Here is a 23659-nt window from a genome sequence, read left to right as displayed (position 1 = left end):
GTGGGGAACCCTCAGCCCACGGGGAGAGGGAGAAAACATTAAAAAAGGCAACTTTCGTTGCCTTTTTGCTTTTACCTTGGTCCCGCACTCACCAGCGCAGCACCCGCCGGGGTGTCGGTATACTTCTCAAAGTTTTCGATAAACAGTTTCGCCAGCGATTCTGCCTTCTCACGCCACTGTTCCGGTGAACCGTAGGTGTTGCGCGGGTCAAGGATACGCGTATCCACGCCCGGCAGCTCGGTTGGGATCGCCAGATTGAACATCGGCAGCGTAAAGGTCTCGGCGTTATCCAATGAACCATCCAGAATCGCGTCGATGATGGCGCGGGTATCTTTGATGGAGATACGTTTGCCCGTCCCGTTCCAGCCGGTGTTCACCAGGTACGCCTGTGCGCCGGATGCCTGCATGCGTTTCACCAGCACTTCCGCGTACTGCGTCGGGTGCAGCGACAGGAACGCCGCGCCGAAGCAGGCGGAGAAGGTTGGGGTTGGCTCGGTCACGCCGCGCTCGGTACCCGCCAGCTTAGCGGTAAAGCCAGAGAGGAAGTGGTACTGCGTCTGGCTGGCGGTCAGGCGGGAAACTGGCGGCAACACGCCGAACGCGTCTGCGGTCAGGAAAATCACCTTCGTGGCGTGGCCCGCCTTCGACACCGGCTTCACGATGTTGTCGATGTGGTAAATCGGGTAAGAGACGCGGGTGTTTTCGGTTTTGGACGCATCGTCGAAGTCGACAGAGCCATCGGCACGCACGGTGACGTTTTCCAGCAGCGCATCGCGGCGAATCGCGTGGTAGATATCCGGCTCTGCCTCTTCAGACAGGCGAATGGTTTTCGCGTAGCAGCCGCCTTCAAAGTTAAACACACCGTCGTCGTCCCAGCCGTGCTCGTCGTCGCCAATCAGACGACGTTTTGGATCGGTGGACAGCGTTGTTTTACCGGTGCCGGAAAGGCCGAAGAACACCGCCACGTCACCTTTTTCACCGACGTTCGCCGAGCAGTGCATGGAGGCGATACCGCGCAGCGGCAGCAGGTAGTTCATGACCGAGAACATCCCTTTCTTCATTTCGCCGCCGTACCAGGTACCGCCGATCAGCTGGATACGCTCGGTCAGGTTGAAGGCGATGAAGTTTTCGGAGTTCAGACCCTGCTCTTTCCACTGCGGGTTGGTGCATTTCGCGCCGTTCATCACGATAAAGTCAGGGGTGAAGTTTTGCAGTTCTTCATCGGTCGGACGAATGAACATGTTCTTCACGAAATGCGCCTGCCAGGCCACTTCAGTGATAAACCGAACGGAGAGACGGGTGTCGGCGTTAGCGCCGCAGAAAGCATCGACGATGAACAGACGCTTGCCGGAAAGCTGATGGGTGACGAGCCCTTTCAGATGCTGCCAGGTTTCAGGAGAGAGCGGTTTGTTATCGTTCTTCCCTTTGCCTTTATCGGCCCACCACAGCGTATCGCGGGTGGTATCATCTCGGACGATGTATTTATCTTTCGGCGAACGGCCGGTAAAAATACCGGTATCGACGGCGATAGCACCAAGATTCGTCAACACACCTCGCTCGTATCCTTCCAGTGCCGGATTGAGCTCTTCCTGATACAGCGTATCGTAATCGGGGTTGTAGACCACTTCCTGGACGTCGTGAATACCATAAGCCTTGAGATCTTGCGGGGTTAAACCATTAACACGCATATCACTGCTCCTTAGCCAATATGTACTGCCTGAAATTGTAGGGTTTTTCTGGGGATGTTAACCGCGACGGGGCTCATAGATTTACGTATCTGGTCAAAACCCTTACTAACGGAAAACGCTGCGACTCCAGTCACAGGGCGGGCAGATTATCGCAGGAATCGCTTTTTGGTTGGGGAAAATGTTCTTAAAAGGTTAATCTCTGGTGAATTTATCCAGAAGAATGTGAATGTAATCGCATACATGAAAGAAAATTACGTAAGAGTTACATTGGGAAAACGATTCAGGTCTCTTGGGTCAGCTATTTTCAGAGTTTGAGGTGGGGGCCAGAGTTTTGCCTTGATGAGACAATAGATTTTTCATGAACAAGGGATGAGAAATGGAAAACCGTGAGACGTTATCTCCTTCAACGCGCGTAGCCGTCGTGCTGGCGGGGGCTCTACAGGGCGTAATTTGCTATGTAATCACGTGGTATATCGAGTACGCAAAATTGCCATCGGATACGCTGTGGCTGATGTGTGTAGTACCTGCCACCGTGGTAATGACAACCACGTTGTCTCTTGCCATGACGTCATTCAGAAAGCCATTTTTGTGGCTGTCACTCGGGATGATCGGCGCGGCAGTCGCGGGTATGGGCGGCTGGTTTAAGTGGAGCGTTGCAGGACTCGAAAGCTGGAATCTCAGAGATGAGATGCTCGTTTTCGGCTTTCATCTGCTGCTGATGACGCTGTTCGTGCTGCCATGGCTTCAGCGGCGTCTGGATCCCGTCCCGACTACCTCGTTCTACAGCGACTTTTATCAACGAAACTGGCATAACGCGCTGACACTTCTCATTATTTTTGTTTCGAATGGTCTCTTCTGGCTGGTGCTTTTCCTCTGGGCCGAGCTTTTCGAACTTATCGGCATCGGCTTTTTTGATCGGCTTTTCTTTCATTCTGACGGGTTTATTTCAGTGGCGATTGGCGTGGTTTCAGCCAGTGCGGCCGTGCTCACGCGCATGCAGGTAAGGTTAATCCTTGCCCTGCAAAATCTGCTGACCCTCATCGCCACCGGTCTGCTTCCCCTGATGGCGGCGCTGGCGCTGCTCTTTATTGGCGCGTTGCCTTTTGTCGGCTTTGAATCCATTTCAGCCAGAATATCCGCCGCGGGCTTGCTGACCACCTTAGCGCTGCTGCTGTTATTCCTGGTGACGATAGTGTGGCATCCACAGCGTCAAACGCTGCCTTACTATGCCCCGTTGCGAGGGATGATTCGCCTTGCTGTGGCTATCGTACCCGCGTATCCGGTTCTGGCGGGGTGGGCGCTGTGGCTACGCATTTCGCAATACGGCTGGTCACCCGAGCGTCTGTACGGGGTATTGATAACCATCGTGGCGCTGGTCTGGGCGGTCGGTTTTTGCGCCAGCGTTCTGATTCTGCGCCGTGAACCGCAGAAGATCCATGCGTACGTCATACCGGCGACCGGGCTGCTTTCCCTCATCTTCCTGGCGTTGATCCATACCCCCGTGCTGGATCCGTGGCGAATAAGCGTTGCAAGCCATATGGCCCGCTATCAGGACGGCAGAATAACGGCGGATCAAGTCAGCCTGTATATGCTCAGTAACGCTGGACGAAAGGGGCGGGAGGCAATGCTCACGCTGCAAAACGATCCGCAGTTTATCTCTAACCTAAAACGGCAGCGTGAAATAAATGGTCTTCTCTCCAGGAACGCTGGCGGAGCAGGTAAGATGACCGCCGCGATGCTGGAAAAACAGGTCCAGCTCGCACCGGGAATGGCTCATCCTGATAAGGCATTGTGGCAAGCCATGCTCAGCAATCAGTATCGCTTTGAGAGCTGCGATAGCGCCCAGAGTAACTGTTTACTCATGCCGCTGGATCTTAACGGCGACGGCAAGCCTGAAGCCGTGCTATTTCAATTTACCGATCGCACGATCGTGGCTTACACACAAACCAACACGGGCTGGAGGATCGCCGGGGACGCGTGGAAAATGCCGGAGGCATTGACCAGAGAAGAACTTGACCGCGCATTAAGGCAGAGGAAAGTGAAATCTGTCGTGAAGCCCTGGGCGGATATTGAGATTTTTGGGGAGCGTGTCGATATGAGCTACGACAGTTACAATAATGCGCGGCGGCGTTAGTGCTCTTTCTTGCCGGGTGGCGCTACGCTTACCCGGCCTACAATTAGCAATCATATCAAAAAATTGCACAATTCATTGTAGGCCCGTGCGAGCATAGCGCCGCCGGGCAACAGGCTCAGAGCTTAGTGAACCTGCGGATCCGCCGGAGAGGCGTTATTGCGGATCTCCGCGATATCCATCGAATTGAACACGTAGTGCGTACCACAGTAGTCACAGTGCATATCGATTTCACCGTCTTCCGCCATGATGCTGTCGATCTCTTCATCCGGCAGCGTTTTCAGGGCGCCAGCACAACGCTCGCGGGAGCAGGTGCACTTAAATTCCACCGCCTGCGGATCGTAAACCGTCACTTCTTCTTCGTGGTAGAGACGCCACAGCACGTCGGTCGCCGACAGGGTGAACAGCTCTTCCGCTTTGATGGTTTCCGTCAGCGTTGCCAGATGTTCGAAATCATTGGTCTGCGCATCCTGCGCAGGCAGAACCTGAAGCAGCATACCGCCGGCAGCAGGCTGACCATCCACTTCACCGGTGCGGATGAACAGACGGGTTGGCAGCTGTTCGGAACGCATGAAGTAATCTTCCAGGCAGGCGGCAAGCGTATCGCCTTCCAGACCGACAACGCCCTGATAGCGCTCACCTTCTTCAGGCGAGATCGTGATAACCAGGTAGCCATTTCCGACCAGCGTTTTCAGATCCGCATTTTCAGGGATATCGCCCTGAACGCGCGCCACGCCGCGCATCTGCTGCTGGTTATTGCCGTTGATCACCGCCAGCGACATTGGGCCATCGCCCTGCAACTGGACGGTAATATCGCCAGCGAACTTCAGCGTGGCGGTCAGCAGGCTGGTGGCAACCAGCAGTTCGCCCAACAGGGTTTTTACCGGCAGCGGGTAGTTGTGGTTTTCCAGAATCTGTTTCCAGGTTTCGGATACGGTGACCAGCTCGCCGCGCACGGCGAATTGTTCAAACAGATAGCGGTGTAATTGGTCGTGTTGGGCCATTTTCATCTCTCATGCAGGTGAGGGTTACTCGCTCTCACCGTGTTTAAATTTCATCAGATCGCGGCGCTCTTTTTTATCCGGACGCCGGTCCGGGTGAGGCATCGTCAGCGCGTTCATTTTGCGCGCCAGCGCGGTTTTCTCGCGCTTCTCTATGCTTTCGGCCGTCTCTTCATACAGCAAAACGGCTTCGGTTGCGGGCCGCCGCTGTTCGGTAATGGCTTTCACCACCACCGTTTTCTCATCGTTGCCCTGGCGAAGCGTTAACGTGGCATTCAGTTCAACCAGCTTGCTCGGTTTGCTGCGCTGACCGTTGTAATGCACCTTTCCGCCGTCAACCATTTCACGGGCAAGGGCGCGCGTTTTGTAAAAACGGGCGGCCCACAGCCATTTATCCAGTCTTACCCCATCAGAGGGTTTTTCTTTCATGGCGTCTCCTTCACGGTGAGTGAGGGGATCATCCGGCGATAGTCGTTCAGCCCCGGATGTCGCAGATAGCTTTTTTCAGCCAGGCCGGAATCAGGATTGGTCACGCCCAGGCAATAGCGAATGCCAAAAGCGGCCGCAGAATCCAGAATCGGCTCGCTGTCGTCAATGAACAGCGTGCGTTCCGGCTGTAAACCGGTCTCTTCCACCACGGCATGCCACAACCGCTGATCCTCTTTCGGATAACCAAATGTGTGGGTGGAAAGCAATAAATCAAGGTGCGAAGCAAGACCGGTATGTTCCAGCTTCACGGCCAGGTTATGGGGATGCGCATTTGTCAGCAAAATACGGCGCTTACCGCAGGCTTTCAGCGCGTCCAGGAACGGGACCGTATCTTCGCGCAGTACGGCGCGTGCGCCCTGGGCGGTGGTCATGGCGCAAATATCCAGACCGAGTCGCTCGCTCCAGTAGTCAAGACAGTACCAGTTTAGCGTATGCTGCACCGCGCTATATTGCGAACGAATGAATTCCTGCGCTTCCGCCGGGGAGATCCCCTGCTGTTCACCGTAAGTTTCCGGAACCAGCTTTTGCCAGAAATAGTTATCAAAGGCGAGATCAAGCAGCGTGCCGTCCATATCAAGCAGGACGGTATCGACCGCCTGCCAGTCGATATTAAGATGCATAAGGGGGAACTCCAGCCAGAAGAAACGTGCGCGACAGGGTAGCACAACTTGTCGCGCAGAGACGTTATCCGATCAGGCTCTCAGAAGAGGAGATCAGTTTCGGGTTAAGGCAATTTTCGTAGTAGGCCTGGATTTCTGCCAGTCGCGTGCGGGAGCGCTGATAGCGGCGTACGGCCTGATAACCGTTCCAGACAATACACGCCAGCATCGCAATCAGCAGCAGGGATGTCCCTACATAGCGCCACAGGCCAGCGCTATCCGGCATACGGTGCAGGCCAATATGACGCGTGCCGTTGGCGTCGGTAAAGAGGGTGGTGACGATCCCTTCCGCGCTGAATGGCGTCTGCATCAGCATCTGCGCCAGACGCTGGAATTCGCTCCACTGCTCCTGGGCTGGATAGTCATACAGCGAAACCTGCGGATAGGGTTGATCCACCAGGTCGCTGCCTTCATCGCTGGCAATCACAAAACCGCCAGGCGCCGGGCTGTTAAGCGCCTGGGCGGCACGGGTGGTTTCACGCATCACGAAGGGGGCGGTAGAGGTCGCCACCAGGTTATCCAGCGACTCGGCGCTGACCGGACGCAGAAGCACATTCACACCATCGAGGCGTCCCGCTTCGGCGCGTTTCACCAGCGCGTCCCAGTCTTTGCTGTTGCCGAGGTTGACCAGCGCGTTCTTCAGCCGGATACAGTCATCCTGAGCTGAGCAGAGATCTTCTGTTTTCAGGACGATTTCGCCAAAGTCATCCAGCAGCACCATGCCGGACTTCTGAATGGCCGAACGCAGGGCAGGGCTGACGCGAGAATCATCATCCGGTTTTGGATGGAGCTGGCGATTAATCGTCTGGGTGAGCGCGGTGGCCTTATTGACCACATCCGATTCCGGAAGCGGCAGCGGAGAGGCGTCATTCCAGATGATCTGAGAGCAGTCGAACGGCGCGAACGGCGAGTTCTGGCGCGTGTTCCAGGCGCCCGGTGAGTGGATATTACACATCCCGGTGCCTTTCAGCCGCAACGTATCCCCCACGCGTACACCCGCTTCTTCGAGCTGCTGTACGCTGGTGGCTTCCACGGTTTGCGCCCCTTTGATCCATGACAGGGTAAATTTAATCGGCATATCCAGCGGCACGAAAAGCAGCAGCATGAGGAAGATTAACGCGGCGCCACCGGCAATCACCGCGCTGCGAAGCCAGTGCTGAAGCGGGAAGTTTTTCACTTCGTCGTGCAGGGATAAGTAACGTCCCTGGCGTACAACGTGGCGGTCGAGATAGATATCAATATCCGTTTTGTGGCCCAGGTCCTGCGCAATCCACGGCTGCCAGTGGCGCGGATAGATAAGATCGATGATCCCGAGCGAGATATTGTTGATATGTTCCTGATCGTTTTCGCCGAACAGTCCCCAGCGTTTTGGGGTTCCGCGCAGGCAGTGAATTTCGCGTAATGACGTTTTTGCCGGCGGGGCAAATATGCCCCACAGCCCGGCGGCCAGAAGCAGTACTGCGCCGCCCGCGAGCCACGGAACAAACACGTCCGGCGTCAGCAGGCAGATAAAAAAGAGCAGGAACGAGACGACAATCAGCACCGCTTCGCGAATGCCATCCGGGCGGCTCAGGACGTACTCTTCATGCGTTTCCTGGCGGATGTTGAGCAGTTCAATCTGCTCTGTCTCTTCACCACGAATAGAGGCCTGCGTTCCGCTCGCGCGTTCCAGCGCAAAGCGTGGCGCTTCCTGAACATATTCGCTCAGAGTATGACCATTAAGGGAGATAACCAGCGGCAGCGTATCGGTATGGATGAGCTCGACGCTGTTTTCGTCGTTGATATACTGCTCCCAGAAGGGAGGCAGGTGCACTTCAACAGAGTCGAGATAGTAACGCCATTTGTTGGGATCGTCGGTTGTGATGCCGTAGCGGGTAATGGAGCGCGTTACGCACAGAACGGTGTCGCTTTGGGCGTTCAGGTTGAGCGATACGGGGGCGGCGCTGGCGCCGGTAGGGCCAGGCGAAAGCCGGGATCGGTTCAGCGTGTCGAGATACTGCTCAACGGTGCTGCGTTCCTCTGGCGAAAGCTTGCGCGTGTTTGCCCCGGCAAACGCGTTCAAAAAGGGCAGCCGATAACGGCGATGTACGCGGCGCCTGAATACCCACACCGCAATCGACGCGCAGGCCAGCACAGCAGCGAGAAAAATCAAAATGGTGCTCATGCTTTCCCCATCTTACTTATCTTCTTACAGGTGTTGTCAGTCGCACCTTTTGTACAATGAATGAGATTCTGTGGTCGGCTATCGGCAAGTATGGAGTCTAACTTGAGCATGTTGACGCGCATCCCAGTGACCGGTAATGATAACAAAGCCTGTTCCGGCGCGATATCAGCAAATTCCTGGAAACTTTTCAACCTCTTGACATTTGTTTTGAAATGAGAATTGCCTACAGTTACGTTGCATAAATGTAAATAAAGAGCAATTGACATTGCCGAAACCGTGCGGCGTATCGCACAATAAAGCCAGTTCACCCAGCAAAGACCCGTCAAGATGACCAAACCCTTACAAAAGCCCACCATTCTGAATGTTGAAACCGTCGCAAAATCGCGTCTGTTTAATGTTGAAAGCGTGGATCTGGAGTTCAGCAACGGTGTGCGTCGTGTTTATGAGCGTATGCGCCCCTCCTCGCGTGAAGCGGTGATGATAGTGCCTATCGTCGACGAGCACCTGATCCTCATTCGTGAATACGCCGTGGGCACAGAATCCTACGAGCTGGGCTTCTCCAAAGGACTGATCGATCCGGGCGAAACGGTGTTTGAAGCGGCAAACCGGGAGCTGAAAGAAGAGGTCGGCTTTGGCGCGAAAGAGCTGACGTTCCTGAAAAAGCTGAGCATGGCGCCGTCCTATTTCTCCAGCAAAATGAACATTGTTGTCGCGGAAGATCTCTATCCTGAATCGCTGGAAGGAGACGAGCCGGAACCGCTGCCGCAGGTTCGCTGGCCGCTGGCTCATCTGATGGATTTGCTGGAAGATCCTGACTTTAACGAGGCACGCAACGTGAGCGCACTGTTCCTGGTGCGGGAGTGGCTGAAGGGGCAGGGGCGTTTGTAGCGCCACCATTAAAAACGGCAACCGAAGGTTGCCGTTTTGCATTACGCTGTAGGCCGGGTCAGGCGTCGTCACCGCCCGGCTTTTTTGTTGGCGTCAGAACAGTTCGTGCGTTTCGCCGTTATCAATGATTTCGGTACCCACCTCATGCACCGCCTGCGTGGTTGGCTGCGTACCCTCGATGAAATACTCGGCACGGCTGTTGCCGCCATTCGCGAGCTGTCCGGTGCTGCGGTCAATATTGATCGTGACAATGCCCGGCGGAGGCGTTAGCGGCTGCTCCGGCACGCCCTCGAGAGCGGCCTTCATGTAAGCATCCCAGGCCGGTTGCGCACTCTTAGCCCCACCCTCGTAACCGGAAATCTGATCTTTAATTGCGCCAGAAGCGGTTGTGCGTCCCAGAGTGCGGCGGTGATCGTCAAAACCAATCCAGACCGAGGTGACAACGCCCGGGCCATAACCTGAGAACCAGGCATCTTTTGAGCTGTTGGTTGTGCCTGTTTTGCCGCCGATGTCGCGGCGCTGCAAATCGCGGCCCGCTCGCCAGCCGGTGCCTTGCCAGCCCGGTTCGCCAAAGATGTTGGTGTTCAGCGCGCTCTTAATCAGGAACGACAGCGGCGTGCTGATCACGTGCGGAGCATACTCCTGCGCACCACTCTGGGCGACCAGCGCCTGATTGGCCTGTTCCAGCTGAGGCTGCGGCACCGCCAGATTCTGACGTTCCTGAGAGATGGCAACATCTTCCATATCCTTGTTTTCAAGGACATTGGATTTTGGCGTGTCGCCGTAAATCACCGGAATATCGCATTCAGGGCAGGCAATTTTCGGCTTCGCTTCAAACAGTACGCCGCCCTGATCGTTCTCGATTTTGCTGATGAAATACGGATCGACCAGGAAGCCGCCGTTTGCCATTACCGAGTAGCCACGCGCGACCTGGAGCGGCGTGAAGGACGCGGAGCCGAGCGCCAAAGATTCGGTATGAACGATGTTTTGCGCCGGGAAGCCGAAGCGTTGCAGATACTCTGCCGCATAATCAACGCCCATCGCACGCATCGCGCGAACCATGACCACGTTCTTCGACTGGCCAAGGCCCTGACGCAGACGGATAGGGCCAGCGTATTGCGCCGGAGAGTTCTTCGGCTGCCAGTCAGAGCCCGCACCGGCATCCCATCGGGAAATTGGCACGTCGTTGAGAATGCTGGCGAGCGTTAGCCCCTTGTCCATCGCCGCGGTATACAGGAACGGTTTGATGTTCGAACCGACCTGACGCAGCGCCTGGGTTGCGCGGTTAAATTTGCTCTGGTTGAAATCGAACCCGCCAACCAGCGCCATCACGGCACCGTTCTGCGGATTGATGGAGACCAGGGCAGAGTTGACGTCCGGCACCTGTGCCAGCCACCAGGCATCGCCTACCTGACGCACCCAGATTTGTTGTCCGGTTTGTACCACATCCGTCACTTTACGTGGAGTAGGCCCCTGAAGGGTGTCAGAACGGTACGGACGCGCCCAGCGGATACCCTCCATACGCAGCGAAACGGATGTACCATCGGCCATCATCGCCACCGCTTCCTGCGGATCGGCCTGGGTGACCACCGCCGGACGCAGCGGGCCATAGGTCGGCAGCGCTTTCAGGGAATCAGTAATTTTTTTGCTGTCCCATGCGCCTTCGCCCACTCTCCACAGCACGTTGGACGGGCCGCGATAGCCGTGACGCATATCGTAATCCATCACGTTATTACGCACCGCCTGCTGGGCAGCCTGCTGCACCTTGCGGGTCACGGTGGTGTAAACGCGATAGCCGTCTTCATATGCTTTGTCGCCGTAGCGGCGCACCATCTCCTGGCGAACCATTTCCGTCAGATACGGCGATGAGAAAGCAATTTCCGGTGCATGGTAATTGGCATCAATCACATCGCTGCGTGCCCGATCGTACTCATCCTGGCTGATGTAGCCTTCGCTCAACATACGCGATAGCACAACGTTACGGCGCGCGGTGGCGCGGTCCAGCGAGTAGAGCGGGTTAAACGTTGATGGCGCTTTTGGCAGGCCGGCAATGGTCGCCATTTCGCTCAGCGTGAGCTGATCGATCGACTTACCGAAATAGACCTGAGCCGCAGCCCCTACACCATAGGCGCGGTAGCCCAGATAGATCTTGTTGAGGTAAAGCTCAAGGATCTCGTCTTTGCTCAGCAGTTGCTCAATGCGGATCGCGAGGAACACTTCTTTGATCTTACGTATCAGCGTCTTTTCCGGGCTGAGGAAGAAGTTACGCGCCAGCTGCTGGGTAATGGTACTTGCCCCCTGAGAGGCATGACCGGAGAACAGCGCCACGCTTGCCGCACGGAAAATACCGACCGGATCGACACCGTGGTGCTCGTAAAAACGGCTGTCCTCGGTGGCGATAAAAGCCTTCACCATCACGGGTGGAATTTGATTTAAGGTCAGTGGGATACGACGTTTCTCGCCGTATTGCGCCATCAGTTCACCATCGGCGCTATAGACCTGCATAGGGATCTGAAGCCGCACATCACGAAGTGTGGCGACATCAGGGAGTTGCGGCTCGACATATTTGTACAAACCAATAATCGAGCCTGCTCCCAGCAGAATGCAACAGACTGCAAGGATCAATAAATACTTTACGAACTTCACCGGAGATTTCCCATTTGGTTTAGCCTGGGCAGTTTCTAAACAATCGCGCGGTAGTATAAAGGCAAGCCTGATTCATTGATATAGCCGTCACTCCGACGGGCGATAAGGAGATCGTGAAGTATGGCTTTTAAAACGTGGCAAACAGGCGTTCATATTCAACAGGATAAGGTGATTGCCGTGGCGCTGACCAGAGAGCGGGCCGGCTGGCGTTTACGGCGCTGGTGGGCGGTGCCGCTGTCGGACGGGGTTATCGGTGAAGGCAAAATACTTAAGCCAGAACAACTGGTTAACGCATTACGTGGCTGGCGGAAAACATTGCCGCACTCGCATCGGGTATTTCTCTCATTTCCGGCAACGCGCGTTCTGCAACGCGCGTTGCCCCGTCCATCCGTTACCTTGCGTGACAGCGAACAGCTCACCTGGGTAGGCGCCGCATTAGCGCGTGAGCTGGAGATGCCTCCCGATACGCTCTGCTTTGACTACGCGCAGGATACGTTCAGCAACACTTTTCAGGTTACCGCCGCGCAAAACAGAGAGGTCGATACCCTGTTGTCGCTGGCGAAAGCGCTGCGTTTGCGCCTGGCCGCAATCGTCCCGGATGCCGGCGCGCTGGCTAATCTTCTCTCTGCTGTTGCCCCCGTCCGGTGCGTAGCCTGGAGGGATAAACACCAGTGGCTGTGGGCGATGCGTCACCAGTGGGGGCGGCGCTACACCACAGAAGCGGCGACGGTGAATGAGCTGGCGGCGTTGCTTGCACTTTCTCCTTCTGATATCGCCGTGTTTGATGCTGCACGGGATCCCTGGGAAGCGGTGACGCTGTGTCAGCCGCCGTTGCCAGAATGTGGTGCTGATTACACCGTCGCCCTGGCGCTGGCCATGAGCGAGGCGCCGTAATGAGCATGCCCAATCTTTTACCCTGGCGTCGGCAGCAACGTAATCAGCGCCTGCGTTTTTGGGGGCTGCTGTTTACCGCCTCATTGTTGGTGATGCTGGCGGGAGGCGTCAGCCTTCGGGCGACGCAGACTCTCGCGTCACAGGCGTTGCAGAGCGATCTGGCGGGAACGCGTGCGGTGCAGAAGGTATTGAAAGCCCGTCAGCCGCAGTCTGCGGGGCTGGAACCCCTTTCGCAGCCGCCTGAGACGGTGGCATGGCAACCCGCGCTTGAATCCCTTGCCAGTGCAATGCCCCGGCAGGCGTGGCTGACGGCGCTGCGTTATCAGCCACCCTCGCTGATCCTGACGGGCTATACCACCTCACTCCCGACGCTCTCCGCCATGACCGATGCGCTGAAAAGGGTGACGGGGTTTAACCCCGGACCGGCAGGCGAATTGCAACAGGATAGCCAGGGGCGATGGATGTTCTCTTTTCAACTGCATAGCCGGAGGTAGACAGTGGGCATCTGGTATCAACGCTGGACAGATGCACGTCCTTCCCGGCGCGTCCTTTGCTGGTTGATCGCGTCGGGGATCGTTGCGTTTGCGATTTGGGGAGCGCTGCTCAGACCCGCTGCTCTGTGCTACGCCGATATTCAGGCGCAGGCCAGCAGTGCGAAGCGAATCAACGCCTCGCTGTGGCCAAAGGCCGGGCGGCGACCTGTGGTTACGCAAGTGAAGCCGGTGCAGCCCTTTTCTCCGCTGGCATTTCAGCGTGAGGACGCAAGGCTGGTGTACTGGAAACCGCAGCAGAGTGGGGGAGAGCTGGCGCTGGATGCCTTGTGGGGCGCAGTTCCGGCGCTCTTTTCCCGGCTGGCGCTTGAGAACGTGCGGGTGAGCGCGTTTTCCATCACCCCACAGGGAAAACAGCTACGCCTTAGCCTGCAACTGGAGATCGGTCATGCGCAGTAAAACCCGTTTGCTGATCCTGCTTTCTCCGCTTTTCCTGACCGGGATGCGGGATCCCTTCTCCGTGCCGGAAGAGCGTTGCGCAGCAGGGCAACTCAGCCAGTGGCGGTATCAGGGAGTCGTCAGCGGCAGCAGGGATATCGGCCTTATGCAGGACGGGCAGAACCGCTGGCACCGGGTAAAAACGCAGATGCGGTTACCGCCAGGCTGGCGGGTGAGTGCGATAGATACACAACAACTGACCGTTGATGTCGGCGAGATGTGCGAGCCGAAGCGATGGACATGGCAGCGAGAAGGAACGAAAAAAAGTGAAGATATGGATAGGGCTGTTACTGGCGGCACTCAGCCAGCCCCTGTGGGCCGCGACGCCAAAACCGGTCACCCTGCTGGTGGATGATGTCCCGGTGGTGCAGGTATTACAGGCAATGGTAGCGCAGGAGGATCGCAATCTGGTGGTGTCGCCGGATGTCAGCGGTTCGCTTTCGCTGAATCTAACGCGGGTGCCCTGGAGGCAGGCGCTTCAGACGGTAGTGAACAGTGCCGGGCTGGTATTGCGGGAAGAGGGCGGCATTTTTTATGTGCATACGGCGGCCTGGCAGCGGGAGCAACAGACGCGTAAAGCGCAGGAGCGGGCCCAGCGTCTGCTCGACGCTCCGCTGCTCTCTTACAGCATTCCGTTTGCTTATGCGGATGCGGCCGAAATGCAAAAAGCGGCGGAAAAGCTCTTAAGCCCGAAAGGCAGTCTCTCCGTCGACAAGCGCACCAACCGTCTCCTGGTCAGGGATAACAAGTCGGTGGTGGATATGCTCCAGCGCTGGGCAGCGCAGATGGATCTGCCCGTCGAGCAGGTAGAACTGGCGGCGCAGATTGTGACCATTAGTGAAAAAAGCCTGCGTGAACTGGGGGTGAAATGGAACCTCGCTGACGCAACGGAGGCCGGTAAGGTAGGTCAGGTCACGACGTTGGGCGCTGACCTGTCGGTGGCCAGTGCAACCACCCACGTTGGGTTTAATATCGGGCGCATCAACGGCAGGATGCTGGATCTTGAGTTGTCGGCGCTTGAGCAAAAGCAGCAGGTGGATATCATCGCCAGCCCGCGGCTACTGGCGTCACACATGCAGCCGGCCAGCATCAAGCAGGGCAGCGAAATCCCGTATCAGGTTTCCAGCGGCGAAAGCGGGGCGACCTCCGTTGAGTTTAAAGAGGCGGTATTAGGCATGGAGGTCACGCCGGTGGTGCTCCCGGGCGGCCGCGTTCGACTGAAGCTGCATATCAGTGAAAATATGCCTGGCCAGGTGCTGCAACAGGCGGACGGCGAAACGCTGGCGATTGATAAGCAGGAGATCGAAACGCAGGTAGAGGTAAAAAGTGGGGAAACGCTCGCGCTGGGCGGGATCTTTTCGCAAAAGAATAAAACCGGACGCGACAGCGTGCCCGTGCTGGGCAACATTCCGTGGCTGGGTCAGCTGTTCCGCCATGACGGAAAAGATAACGAACGGCGCGAGTTAGTGGTGTTTATCACGCCACGTCTGGTCAGTATTCATTAATGGGTAACGATCCCCGCAATGATTTTGCATTCAGTTTGTTGCAGATGTTTGACGTGGGGCATGAATTAGCATACAAGGAGTACCGATTTGAGTTGGACTTACGTCTTATTTCCTTATGCGCCGGGAACGGTGATTTAATCAGTTGCCAAACAAGCCGGAGTATTGAGATAATTTTTCGTCTGACTCTCGCTCTATTGCAAATGAGGTTTCAGTTCATGTCCTGCTACGCCGGGTGTCTGCGCAGCGGGGATTACCATTAACGAATAGTCTTAGTAGTACCGAAAAAATGGCAGAGAAACGCAATATCTTTCTGGTTGGGCCTATGGGTGCCGGCAAAAGCACTATTGGGCGTCAGTTAGCTCAACAACTCAATATGGAATTTTACGATTCTGATCAAGAGATTGAGAAACGAACCGGAGCGGATGTGGGCTGGGTCTTCGACGTAGAAGGCGAAGAAGGTTTCCGTGACCGAGAAGAAAAAGTGATCAACGAACTCACGGAAAAACAGGGCATTGTGCTGGCAACAGGCGGCGGCTCTGTAAAATCTCGCGAAACCCGCAACCGTCTCTCCGCCCGTGGCGTAGTGGTCTATCTTGAGACGACCATCGAAAAACAGCTGGCACGCACGCAGCGTGATAAAAAGCGCCCGTTGTTGCAGGTTGAAACACCGCCACGTGAAGTTCTGGAAGCTTTGGCCGATGAACGCAATCCTCTGTACGAAGAGATTGCTGATGTGACCATTCGTACTGACGATCAAAGCGCTAAAGTGGTTGCAAACCAGATTATTCATATGCTGGAAAGCAACTGATTCTGGCTTTATATACACTCGCCTGCGGGTAAAAGCATTTAAGGTGGATGTCGCGTCATGGAGAGGATTACAGTTACTCTCGGGGAACGTAGTTACCCTATCACCATCGCGGCTGGTTTGTTTAACGATCCAGCTTCCTTCTTACCACTGAAAGCGGGTGATCAGGCGATGCTGGTCACCAACGAGACGCTGGCTCCGCTTTATCTCGACCGTGTACGCCACCTGCTTGAGCAGGCGGGCGTGAAGGTCGACAGTGTGATTCTGCCCGATGGCGAGCAGTACAAAAGCCTGACGGTACTGGATACCGTCTTTACCGCACTTCTGCAAAAACCGCACGGTCGTGATACAACACTGCTTGCCCTGGGCGGCGGCGTTGTGGGCGATCTGACCGGTTTTGCAGCCGCCAGCTACCAGCGCGGTGTGCGCTTTATTCAAATTCCAACCACGTTGCTCTCACAGGTCGATTCTTCTGTGGGCGGTAAAACGGCGGTTAACCATCCGCTCGGCAAAAACATGATTGGCGCGTTCTACCAGCCTGCATCGGTGGTGGTGGATCTCGACTGTCTGCAAACCTTGCCAGCGCGCGAACTGGCGTCCGGCCTTGCAGAAGTGATCAAATACGGCATTATTCTTGACGGTGAGTTCTTCACCTGGCTGGAAGAGAATATGGATGCGCTGCTGCGCCTCGATGGGCAGGCAATGGCCTACTGTATTCGCCGGTGCTGTGAGCTGAAAGCAGAAGTCGTTGCCGCAGATGAGCGTGAAACCGGCTTACGTGCTTTACTGAATCTGGGGCATACGTTTGGTCATGCGATCGAAGCCGAAATGGGCTACGGTAACTGGCTTCACGGTGAAGCTGTCGCTGCCGGAATGGTCATGGCGGCCCGTGCCTCTGAACGTCTGGGGCAGTTCAGGCCGGAAGAGACAGCACGTATCATCACGTTGCTTAAACGTGCTGGCTTGCCGGTGAGTGGTCCGCAGGAAATGTCTGCGCAAGCGTACCTTCCCCACATGATGCGCGATAAAAAAGTATTGGCAGGTGAGATGCGTCTGGTACTCCCGCTTGCAATAGGGAAAAGTGAAGTGCGCGGCGGAGTGCCGCACGAAGTCGTACTTGGCGCTATTGCTGATTGTCAGCAGGCGTAACAACTAGAAAGGTCAGGCTGCTGTAACAGGTGGTCGTTTTAGCTTCAGGTAAATGCAGAGTCGTTGGCAGAAGCCTTTGAGTGGGGTGTTAAATGGATGAATTCAAACCAGAAGACGAGCTGAAACCCGATCCCAGCGATCGTCGTACTGGTCGTTCTCGTCAATCTTCAGAACGTGATAACGAGCCGCAGATCAACTTTGACGATGTCGATCTGGATGCAGACGATCGTCGCCCTTCGCGTAGCCGTAACGCGCGAAATGAGCGTGAAGACGAGGAGTATGAATCCGAAGAAGAGTTAATGGATGAACAGCCTGTTGAACGTCGTCCGCGCAAACGTAAAAAAGCGGTAGCGGCAAAACCGGCCTCCCGTCAGTACATCATGATGGGCCTTGGCGTTCTGGTTCTGGTATTGCTGATTGTCGGCATTGGTTCCGCGCTAAAAGCACCTTCTACCCATTCTACCGAGCAGACAGCGTCTGCCGAGAAGAGCATCGACCTGTCTGGTAACGATGCGAGCAACCAGGCGAATGGCGCTCAGCCAGCGCCGGGCACCACTTCCGCAGAGCAGACCGCAGGTAACACCAGCGCCGGTCAGGATATCTCTCTGCCGCCCGTCTCTGCGACCCCAACTCAGGGCCAGGCGCCTGTTACGCCGGAGGGCCAGCAGCGTGTTGAAGTTCAGGGCGATCTGAATAACGCGCTGACGCAGCCGCAGAATCAGGAGCAGGTTAACGCTGCCGTGGTGAACTCCACGCTGCCTACTGAACCTGCCACCGTTGCGCCAGTTCATGGCAGCAATGCCCAGCAGCAAACGGCGGCAACGGAAACCAAACCGCGCCAGACGCCGACTGCGCCGCGTCAGGAGCGTAAGCAGGCTGTGATTGAGCCGAAGCGTGAGACGAAACCGCAGACCGTGGCAAAAGCGCCAGAAACGAAAGCGCCAGCGCAGACAAAACCTGCGGTGAGCCAACCGGTTAAAGCGCCAACGCCTGCGGCAACCGCTGCACCTAAAGCAACGGCGACCACAACCGCGCCTGCTGCAACTGCGGCACCGGCTGCTACGCCAACCGCTAGCGCATCCAGCACCGCGGCAGGTAAAACGACGGGTAACGTGGGTTCTCTGAAATCCGCATCATCCAGCAACTACACGTTGCAGCTGAGCAGTTCGTCTAACTACGACAACCTCAACGCCTGGGCGAAGAAATCGAATCTGAAAAACTATGTGGTTTATCAGACGACCCGTAACGGACAGCCTTGGTACGTTCTGGTAAGCGGAGTTTATGCCTCAAAAGATGAAGCAAAACGAGCCGTCTCCACGCTGCCTGCCGATGTGCAGGCGAAAAACCCGTGGGCGAAGCCAATTCATCAGGTGCAGGCCGATCTGAAGTAATGTTTAAAGCGCAGGATGCTGTCGGAGCTTTCTCCACAGCCGGAGAAGGTGTAATCAGTTAGTCAGCATGAAAAAAAATCGCGCTTTTCTTAAATGGGCAGGGGGGAAATACCCCCTGCTCGACGATATTAAAAAGCACCTGCCGAAAGGCGAGTGTCTTATCGAGCCCTTCGTGGGTGCTGGATCGGTATTCCTGAATACCGATTTTTCTCGTTATATCCTGGCGGATATCAACAGCGACCTTATCAGCCTCTATAACATCGTCAAACTGCGTACCGATGAGTATGTGGAAGAGGCGCGGAAGCTGTTTACGCCAGAGAACAACAACCCGGACATTTACTATCAGTTCCGCGCTGAGTTTAATCAGAGCCAGGACCCGTTCCGTCGCGCGCTGTTGTTTCTTTATCTCAACCGCCATGGCTACAACGGTCTGTGCCGGTATAATCTGCGTGGCGAGTTTAACGTGCCGTTTGGCCGCTATAAGCGTCCCTATTTCCCGCAGGACGAGCTGTATCACTTTGCTGAAAAAGCGCAGAATGCCGAGTTCTACTGTCTCTCCTATGAAGAGTGCATGGAGCTGGCGGGCGTAAACTCGGTGGTCTACTGCGACCCGCCTTACGCGCCGCTGTCTGCCACGGCAAATTTCACCGCCTACCACACCAACAGCTTCAGCCCGGCCGAGCAGGCGCGTCTGGCTGAGATGGCGGAAAAGCTGGTCAGCAAAAGAATTCCGGTGTTAATTTCGAATCACGACACGCCTGATACGCGCGAATGGTACAAAGCCGCGAAGCATTTTCAGGTAAAAGTGCGGCGTAGCATTAGTAGCAATGGCGGCACACGTAAAAAGGTGGACGAACTTCTGGCGCTTTATCGACCCTGAGCCTTTGCCCGCCGGTAAACACATTTCAAGGAGATGCGGATGAAACAGTTTTTGATTGCCCCCTCAATTCTGTCGGCCGATTTTGCCCGCCTGGGTGAAGACACTGCCAAAGCTCTCGCGGCTGGCGCAGATGTCGTCCATTTCGACGTTATGGATAACCACTACGTTCCCAACCTGACCATCGGTCCGATGGTGCTTAAAGCGCTGCGTAACTACGGGATCACCGCGCCCATTGACGTGCATCTGATGGTGAAACCGGTTGATCGCATCGTGCCTGATTTCGCCGCGGCGGGTGCCAGCATCATCACTTTCCACCCGGAAGCCTCCGAACACGTTGACCGCACGCTACAGCTGATCAAAGAGAACGGCTGTAAGGCGGGGCTGGTCTTTAACCCGGCGACCCCGCTGAGCTATCTCGACTACGTGATGGACAAGCTGGACGTGATCCTGCTGATGTCCGTCAACCCGGGCTTTGGCGGCCAGTCGTTTATTCCTCAGACGCTCGACAAGTTGCGTGAAGTGCGCCGCCGCATTGATGAGTCTGGCTATGATATTCGTCTGGAAGTGGACGGCGGCGTGAAGGTCAATAACATCGGTGAGATTGCGGCGGCAGGGGCGGATATGTTCGTCGCAGGCTCCGCCATCTTCGATCAACCGGATTACAAAAAAGTCATTGATGAAATGCGCCGTGAACTGGCGAAGGTAAGTCATGGATAAATTGCAGGCTATTCGGGGTGTAGCATTTGACCTCGACGGCACGCTGGTCGACAGCGCGCCTGGATTAACCCGCGCCGTCGATCAGGCGCTGTATGCCCTTGAACTCCCCGTTGCGGGCGAAGAGCGCGTCGTGACGTGGATTGGTAACGGTGCAGACGTGCTGATGGAGCGCGCGCTGACCTGGGCTCGTCAGGAACGTGCATCTCAGCGTTCTGCGCAAGGGAAACCGAGTGTTGACCACGCGGATATTCCCCAGGATGAGCAGCAGCGTATTCTGCGCAAACTGTTCGACCGTTTCTACGAAGAGACCGTCGAAGAGGGCAGCTTCCTGTTCCCGGATGTCGCTGAAACGCTGAGCGCGCTACATGCGAAAGGCATCCCGCTGGGGCTGGTGACCAACAAGCCAACACCGTTCGTTGCGCCTCTGCTGGAAGCGCTGGATATCGCGAAATACTTCTCCGTAATTGTGGGCGGCGATGACGTGCAGAATAAAAAGCCGCATCCGGAACCGCTATTGCTGGTGGCAGGAAAATTATCCTTAGCGCCTGCGGAGCTGCTCTTTGTCGGGGATTCCCGCAATGATATTCTGGCTGCCAGAGCGGCAGGTTGCCCGTCTGTTGGGTTGACCTACGGCTACAACTACGGTGAAGCCATTACGCTGAGTGAGCCGGACGTTGTGTTCGACCACTTCAAAGATTTGTTGCCCGCACTCGGGCTCTCGCACAGTGAACATCAGGAATTGAATAATGACTAAGCCCATCGTTTTTAGTGGCGCACAGCCTTCAGGTGAACTGACCATTGGTAACTACATGGGTGCGTTACGTCAGTGGGTGAGCATGCAGGATGACTACCACTGCATTTACTGCATCGTGGATTTGCATGCTATCACCGTGCGTCAGGATCCCGAGAAGCTGCGCAAGGCGACGCTCGATACGCTGTCGCTGTACCTGGCGTGCGGTATCGATCCCGAGAAGAGCACCATTTTCGTTCAGTCTCACGTGCCAGAGCACGCGCAGCTGGGCTGGGCGCTGAACTGCTACACCTATTTCGGCGAGCTGAGCCGCATGACCCAGTTCAAGGATAAATCTGCGCGCTACTCTGAAAACATCAACGCCGGTCTGTTTGATTATCCGGTGCTGATGGCGGCAGATATTCTGCTGTACCAGACCAACCAGGTACCAGTGGGCGAAGATCAGAAGCAGCACCTGGAGCTGAGCCGCGATATCGCCCAGCGCTTCAATGCGCTTTACGGCGACGTGTTCAAAGTGCCTGAGCCGTTTATTCCGAAATCCGGCGCGCGCGTGATGTCGCTGCTGGAGCCGACCAAAAAGATGTCCAAGTCTGACGATAACCGCAACAACGTTATCGGCCTGCTGGAAGATCCGAAATCGGTGGTGAAAAAGCTCAAGCGTGCGGTGACCGACTCCGACGAGCCGCCAGTGGTGCGCTACGACGTGCAGAACAAAGCGGGCGTATCCAACCTGCTGGACATTCTCTCCGGTGTGACCGGACAGAGCATCCCTGAGCTGGAAAAACACTTTGAAGGCAAAATGTACGGCCACCTGAAAGGCGAAGTGGCAGACGCCGTTTCCGGCATGCTGACCGAGTTGCAGGAGCGCTATCACCGTTACCGTAACGACGAAGCTTTCCTGCAAAAAGTGATGAAAGAGGGCGCGGAAAAAGCCAGCGCGCGCGCCTCCGAAACCCTGAAAGCGGTGTACGACGCGATTGGGTTTGTGGCGAAACCTTAAGCCGCTTTGCCGGGTGGCGCTTACGCTTACCCGGCCTACGGGACCGTGTAGGTCGGGTAAGGCGGAGCCGCCACCCGACAAAACTGACGAAAAAAAACCGGGAAATCCCCGGTTTTTTTACGCCTGAAAAACGCTTACTGCTGTGCCGCCGGGCCGCAACCGCCAATGATCTTCGAAATGGAGATCGCCGGGTGAAGCAGGTAATCGTAGCTGCAATTATTTTTAGTATTTTGAACGTGACCGGTGCAGGCCGTCAGAGTTGTTAACAGGCCGACCAGAACGGCAGCTTTTGCCAGTTTGAACATACGCATTCCTTGTCAATAAAATCAAAAAATTGGATGTAACACGAGGGAATAAATGGAAAAGTTCCATTACGCGGGCGGTATGTTATCGACTGAGGTAAGAAGGGAGTAGTCCGCTTCAAGACTACTCCCGGGAGAGAGATTGTGCGTTAGTGGCTGGAGAACCAGTTCAGTTTTTCACGCAGTGCTACCACGCGGCCCACCACGATCAGCGCCGGGCTTTCAACCTGCTGCGCCAGCTCGCCCAGCTGCGTCAGTACGCCATCGACCACGCGCTGCGTAATGGCGGTACCGTTTTCTACCAGTGCGACCGGCATATCTGCTTCCATGCCGTGCTCCAGCAGTTTCGCCTGAATCGTGGCTGCCTGATTTAGCCCCATATAAAAGACCAACGTCTGCTTTTCAGCGGCCAGATTATGCCAGTCCAGTTCGCTGCCGGTTTTCAGGTGGCCTGTCACCAGGCGCACGCTCTGGGCATAGTCGCGATGGGTTAACGGAATGCCGGAATAGGCAGAACAGCCGGATGCCGCCGTAATGCCCGGCACCACGGAGAACGGAATGCCCGCGTTGCAGAGAGTTTCCAGCTCCTCGCCGCCGCGACCAAAGATAAACGGATCGCCCCCTTTCAGACGCACCACACGCTTACCTTTTTGCGCTTCCCGCAGCAGGATCTGGTTGATCTCCTCCTGCGGTACGCAGTGATAACCTGCCCGTTTGCCGACGAATACGCGGTCAGCATCGCGGCGCACCAGATTCATGATGTCATCAGAGACCAGACGGTCATATACCACGATGTCCGCCTGCTGGATCTGCTGGAGACCCTTCAGCGTCAGCAAGCCCGCATCGCCGGGACCTGCGCCCACCAGTACCACTTCACCGCGATGATCCAGCGGTTCAGAGAGGAGTTGCTCGGTCGTCTCTTCAACCGCTTTGGCGTCCTGATTGGCCAGCGACTGCGCCAGCCTGTCGTTGACAAAGAACTTCTCCCAGAAGCGACGGCGTTCGCCCACGGTTGCGAAGGTTTGCTTCACGCGGGAACGCAGCTGCCCGGCATAATGCGCAATCTGACCAAGGTGTTGAGGCAGCACGGCTTCCAGTTTTTCCCGCAGCAGACGGGCAAGAACGGGCGAGCGGCCACCGGACGACACCGCAATCATCAGCGGCGAGCGGTCGATAATGGATGGCATGATAAAGCTCGCCTCTTTCGGCGCATCCACCACGTTACAGAAGATGCGGCGCGCTTCGCAGGCGTCGCTGACGCGCTGGTTAACGTCATCGTTATCCGTTGCGGCGATGGTCAGCCAGCAGGTATCCAGCAGGGATTCATCAAATTCGCCCTGCACTTGCGTGAGCATCCCTTCCTGCGCCCAGACGTCAAACTGTGGGGCGAAGGTGAGGGCGTTAACGGTCAGTCTGGCGCCCGCCTCTAACAGCAGGCGCGCCTTGCGTTCAGCCACATCGCCGCCGCCCACGAGCAGGCAGTCGCGGTTGCGTAATTGACAAAAAATCGGCAGGTGATCCACGACGTTACCTCACAGCATTCATGGCGGGGGAAGAATTGACGTCAGGATAACAGCAGGAATCGTACAGAACATACGGTTTTTCCTGCC

22 protein-coding genes are annotated in these 23659 nt (G+C 56.1%); 14 read left to right on the top strand and 8 right to left on the bottom strand.

Annotation, left to right across the window (positions count from 1 at the left end):
* Positions 1-71: 71 nt before the first annotated feature.
* Positions 72-1688 (bottom strand): phosphoenolpyruvate carboxykinase (ATP), encoded by a 1617-nt coding sequence (pckA, locus tag IPZ49_RS14620; RefSeq protein ID WP_046620356.1) that lies wholly within the window; start codon positions 1686-1688, stop codon positions 72-74.
* Between the two features lie 376 nt (positions 1689-2064).
* Between pckA and IPZ49_RS14615 the strand changes: the two genes are divergently transcribed.
* A complete protein-coding gene (locus IPZ49_RS14615) occupies positions 2065-3822 on the top strand; it encodes a DUF4153 domain-containing protein (RefSeq protein ID WP_063146992.1) in 1758 nt (585 codons plus the stop codon).
* 122 nt (positions 3823-3944) lie between these two features.
* Here the strand turns inward: IPZ49_RS14615 and hslO are convergent, their stop codons facing one another.
* The 4 genes from hslO to IPZ49_RS14595 all read right to left on the bottom strand — a co-directional run bounded on the left by hslO (position 3945) and on the right by IPZ49_RS14595 (position 8132).
* Positions 3945-4829: an Hsp33 family molecular chaperone HslO gene (gene hslO, locus IPZ49_RS14610; protein WP_006812239.1), complete on the bottom strand. Its 885-nt coding sequence runs from the start codon at positions 4827-4829 to the stop codon at positions 3945-3947.
* An 18-nt stretch (positions 4830-4847) separates the two neighbouring features.
* Positions 4848-5249 (bottom strand): ribosome-associated heat shock protein Hsp15, encoded by a 402-nt coding sequence (hslR, locus tag IPZ49_RS14605; RefSeq protein ID WP_003861618.1) that lies wholly within the window; start codon positions 5247-5249, stop codon positions 4848-4850.
* A complete protein-coding gene (yrfG, locus tag IPZ49_RS14600) occupies positions 5246-5929 on the bottom strand; it encodes a GMP/IMP nucleotidase (protein ID WP_003861619.1) in 684 nt (227 codons plus the stop codon). Before yrfG ends, hslR begins: the two co-directional genes overlap by 4 nt.
* 64 nt (positions 5930-5993) lie before the next feature.
* A complete protein-coding gene (locus IPZ49_RS14595) occupies positions 5994-8132 on the bottom strand; it encodes an intracellular growth attenuator family protein (protein WP_058677380.1) in 2139 nt (712 codons plus the stop codon).
* Positions 8133-8459: 327 nt separating this feature from the next.
* On the opposite strand from IPZ49_RS14595, the gene nudE reads away from it, so the two are divergent.
* Positions 8460-9020, top strand: coding sequence for an ADP compounds hydrolase NudE (gene nudE, locus IPZ49_RS14590; RefSeq protein ID WP_003861622.1), 561 nt, complete (start codon positions 8460-8462; stop codon positions 9018-9020).
* 93 nt (positions 9021-9113) lie between these two features.
* Here the strand turns inward: nudE and mrcA are convergent, their stop codons facing one another.
* Positions 9114-11666: a peptidoglycan glycosyltransferase/peptidoglycan DD-transpeptidase MrcA gene (mrcA, locus tag IPZ49_RS14585; protein ID WP_045308980.1), complete on the bottom strand. Its 2553-nt coding sequence runs from the start codon at positions 11664-11666 to the stop codon at positions 9114-9116.
* Positions 11667-11786: 120 nt separating this feature from the next.
* Between mrcA and pilM the strand changes: the two genes are divergently transcribed.
* The 12 genes from pilM to trpS all read left to right on the top strand — a co-directional run bounded on the left by pilM (position 11787) and on the right by trpS (position 21747).
* On the top strand, positions 11787-12560 hold the full coding sequence (gene pilM, locus IPZ49_RS14580; RefSeq protein WP_022649626.1) for a pilus assembly protein PilM: 774 nt from the start codon (positions 11787-11789) through the stop codon (positions 12558-12560).
* Positions 12560-13054: a PilN domain-containing protein gene (locus IPZ49_RS14575; RefSeq protein ID WP_023307110.1), complete on the top strand. Its 495-nt coding sequence runs from the start codon at positions 12560-12562 to the stop codon at positions 13052-13054. Before pilM ends, IPZ49_RS14575 begins: the two co-directional genes overlap by 1 nt.
* Before the next feature lie 3 nt (positions 13055-13057).
* Positions 13058-13510, top strand: coding sequence for a hypothetical protein (locus IPZ49_RS14570; protein ID WP_023298776.1), 453 nt, complete (start codon positions 13058-13060; stop codon positions 13508-13510).
* Entirely contained in the window at positions 13500-13904 is a 405-nt protein-coding gene (locus IPZ49_RS14565; protein WP_032621951.1) for a HofP DNA utilization family protein, read from the top strand. Before IPZ49_RS14570 ends, IPZ49_RS14565 begins: the two co-directional genes overlap by 11 nt.
* Complete coding sequence (gene hofQ, locus IPZ49_RS14560) at positions 13816-15054, top strand: DNA uptake porin HofQ (protein WP_063146991.1); 1239 nt, start codon at positions 13816-13818, stop codon at positions 15052-15054. The genes IPZ49_RS14565 and hofQ overlap by 89 nt, the downstream gene beginning before the upstream one ends.
* 286 nt (positions 15055-15340) lie before the next feature.
* Entirely contained in the window at positions 15341-15862 is a 522-nt protein-coding gene (gene aroK, locus IPZ49_RS14555; protein WP_003861630.1) for a shikimate kinase AroK, read from the top strand.
* Between the two features lie 57 nt (positions 15863-15919).
* Positions 15920-17008 carry a 3-dehydroquinate synthase gene (gene aroB, locus IPZ49_RS14550; protein ID WP_022649622.1) on the top strand — a complete coding sequence of 363 codons (1089 nt, stop codon included), beginning with the start codon at positions 15920-15922 and terminating at the stop codon, positions 17006-17008.
* Between the two features lie 92 nt (positions 17009-17100).
* Positions 17101-18399 (top strand): cell division protein DamX, encoded by a 1299-nt coding sequence (gene damX / locus IPZ49_RS14545; protein WP_046620338.1) that lies wholly within the window; start codon positions 17101-17103, stop codon positions 18397-18399.
* A 67-nt stretch (positions 18400-18466) separates the two neighbouring features.
* Positions 18467-19279 (top strand): adenine-specific DNA-methyltransferase, encoded by an 813-nt coding sequence (gene dam / locus IPZ49_RS14540; protein WP_022649620.1) that lies wholly within the window; start codon positions 18467-18469, stop codon positions 19277-19279.
* Between the two features lie 39 nt (positions 19280-19318).
* Positions 19319-19996 (top strand): ribulose-phosphate 3-epimerase, encoded by a 678-nt coding sequence (gene rpe, locus IPZ49_RS14535; protein ID WP_003861634.1) that lies wholly within the window; start codon positions 19319-19321, stop codon positions 19994-19996.
* Entirely contained in the window at positions 19989-20750 is a 762-nt protein-coding gene (gene gph / locus IPZ49_RS14530; protein WP_017384158.1) for a phosphoglycolate phosphatase, read from the top strand. Before rpe ends, gph begins: the two co-directional genes overlap by 8 nt.
* Positions 20743-21747 (top strand): tryptophan--tRNA ligase, encoded by a 1005-nt coding sequence (gene trpS, locus IPZ49_RS14525; protein ID WP_063146990.1) that lies wholly within the window; start codon positions 20743-20745, stop codon positions 21745-21747. The genes gph and trpS overlap by 8 nt, the downstream gene beginning before the upstream one ends.
* A gap of 134 nt (positions 21748-21881) precedes the next feature.
* Here trpS and IPZ49_RS14520 read toward each other — a convergent pair whose 3' ends face one another.
* Positions 21882-22052, bottom strand: a complete 171-nt coding sequence (locus IPZ49_RS14520; protein ID WP_003861638.1) for a YhfL family protein — start codon at positions 22050-22052, stop codon at positions 21882-21884.
* 146 nt (positions 22053-22198) lie between these two features.
* Positions 22199-23572 (bottom strand): siroheme synthase CysG, encoded by a 1374-nt coding sequence (cysG, locus tag IPZ49_RS14515; RefSeq protein ID WP_022649618.1) that lies wholly within the window; start codon positions 23570-23572, stop codon positions 22199-22201.
* Positions 23573-23659 lie beyond the last annotated feature (87 nt).

Source organism: Enterobacter cloacae complex sp. S2 (assembly GCF_015159675.1).
Lineage (GTDB): Bacteria > Pseudomonadota > Gammaproteobacteria > Enterobacterales > Enterobacteriaceae > Enterobacter > Enterobacter intestinihominis.
Note: the sequence above shows the minus strand (reverse complement) of the source record. Positions and strands in the feature narration are given on the sequence as shown.

What these genes read in the sequence shown, in the direction of transcription:
- pckA (WP_046620356.1), bottom strand. Translation starts at nt 1,688, where the DNA reads ATGCGTGTTAATGGTTTAACCCCGCAAGATCTCAAGGCTTATGGTATT.
- IPZ49_RS14615 (WP_063146992.1), top strand. Translation starts at nt 2,065, where the DNA reads ATGGAAAACCGTGAGACGTTATCTCCTTCAACGCGCGTAGCCGTCGTG.
- hslO (WP_006812239.1), bottom strand. Translation starts at nt 4,829, where the DNA reads ATGAAAATGGCCCAACACGACCAATTACACCGCTATCTGTTTGAACAA.
- hslR (WP_003861618.1), bottom strand. Translation starts at nt 5,249, where the DNA reads ATGAAAGAAAAACCCTCTGATGGGGTAAGACTGGATAAATGGCTGTGG.
- yrfG (WP_003861619.1), bottom strand. Translation starts at nt 5,929, where the DNA reads ATGCATCTTAATATCGACTGGCAGGCGGTCGATACCGTCCTGCTTGAT.
- IPZ49_RS14595 (WP_058677380.1), bottom strand. Translation starts at nt 8,132, where the DNA reads ATGAGCACCATTTTGATTTTTCTCGCTGCTGTGCTGGCCTGCGCGTCG.
- nudE (WP_003861622.1), top strand. Translation starts at nt 8,460, where the DNA reads ATGACCAAACCCTTACAAAAGCCCACCATTCTGAATGTTGAAACCGTC.
- pilM (WP_022649626.1), top strand. Translation starts at nt 11,787, where the DNA reads ATGGCTTTTAAAACGTGGCAAACAGGCGTTCATATTCAACAGGATAAG.
- IPZ49_RS14575 (WP_023307110.1), top strand. Translation starts at nt 12,560, where the DNA reads ATGAGCATGCCCAATCTTTTACCCTGGCGTCGGCAGCAACGTAATCAG.
- IPZ49_RS14565 (WP_032621951.1), top strand. Translation starts at nt 13,500, where the DNA reads ATGCGCAGTAAAACCCGTTTGCTGATCCTGCTTTCTCCGCTTTTCCTG.
- aroK (WP_003861630.1), top strand. Translation starts at nt 15,341, where the DNA reads ATGGCAGAGAAACGCAATATCTTTCTGGTTGGGCCTATGGGTGCCGGC.
- aroB (WP_022649622.1), top strand. Translation starts at nt 15,920, where the DNA reads ATGGAGAGGATTACAGTTACTCTCGGGGAACGTAGTTACCCTATCACC.
- damX (WP_046620338.1), top strand. Translation starts at nt 17,101, where the DNA reads ATGGATGAATTCAAACCAGAAGACGAGCTGAAACCCGATCCCAGCGAT.
- dam (WP_022649620.1), top strand. Translation starts at nt 18,467, where the DNA reads ATGAAAAAAAATCGCGCTTTTCTTAAATGGGCAGGGGGGAAATACCCC.
- rpe (WP_003861634.1), top strand. Translation starts at nt 19,319, where the DNA reads ATGAAACAGTTTTTGATTGCCCCCTCAATTCTGTCGGCCGATTTTGCC.
- gph (WP_017384158.1), top strand. Translation starts at nt 19,989, where the DNA reads ATGGATAAATTGCAGGCTATTCGGGGTGTAGCATTTGACCTCGACGGC.
- trpS (WP_063146990.1), top strand. Translation starts at nt 20,743, where the DNA reads ATGACTAAGCCCATCGTTTTTAGTGGCGCACAGCCTTCAGGTGAACTG.
- IPZ49_RS14520 (WP_003861638.1), bottom strand. Translation starts at nt 22,052, where the DNA reads ATGTTCAAACTGGCAAAAGCTGCCGTTCTGGTCGGCCTGTTAACAACT.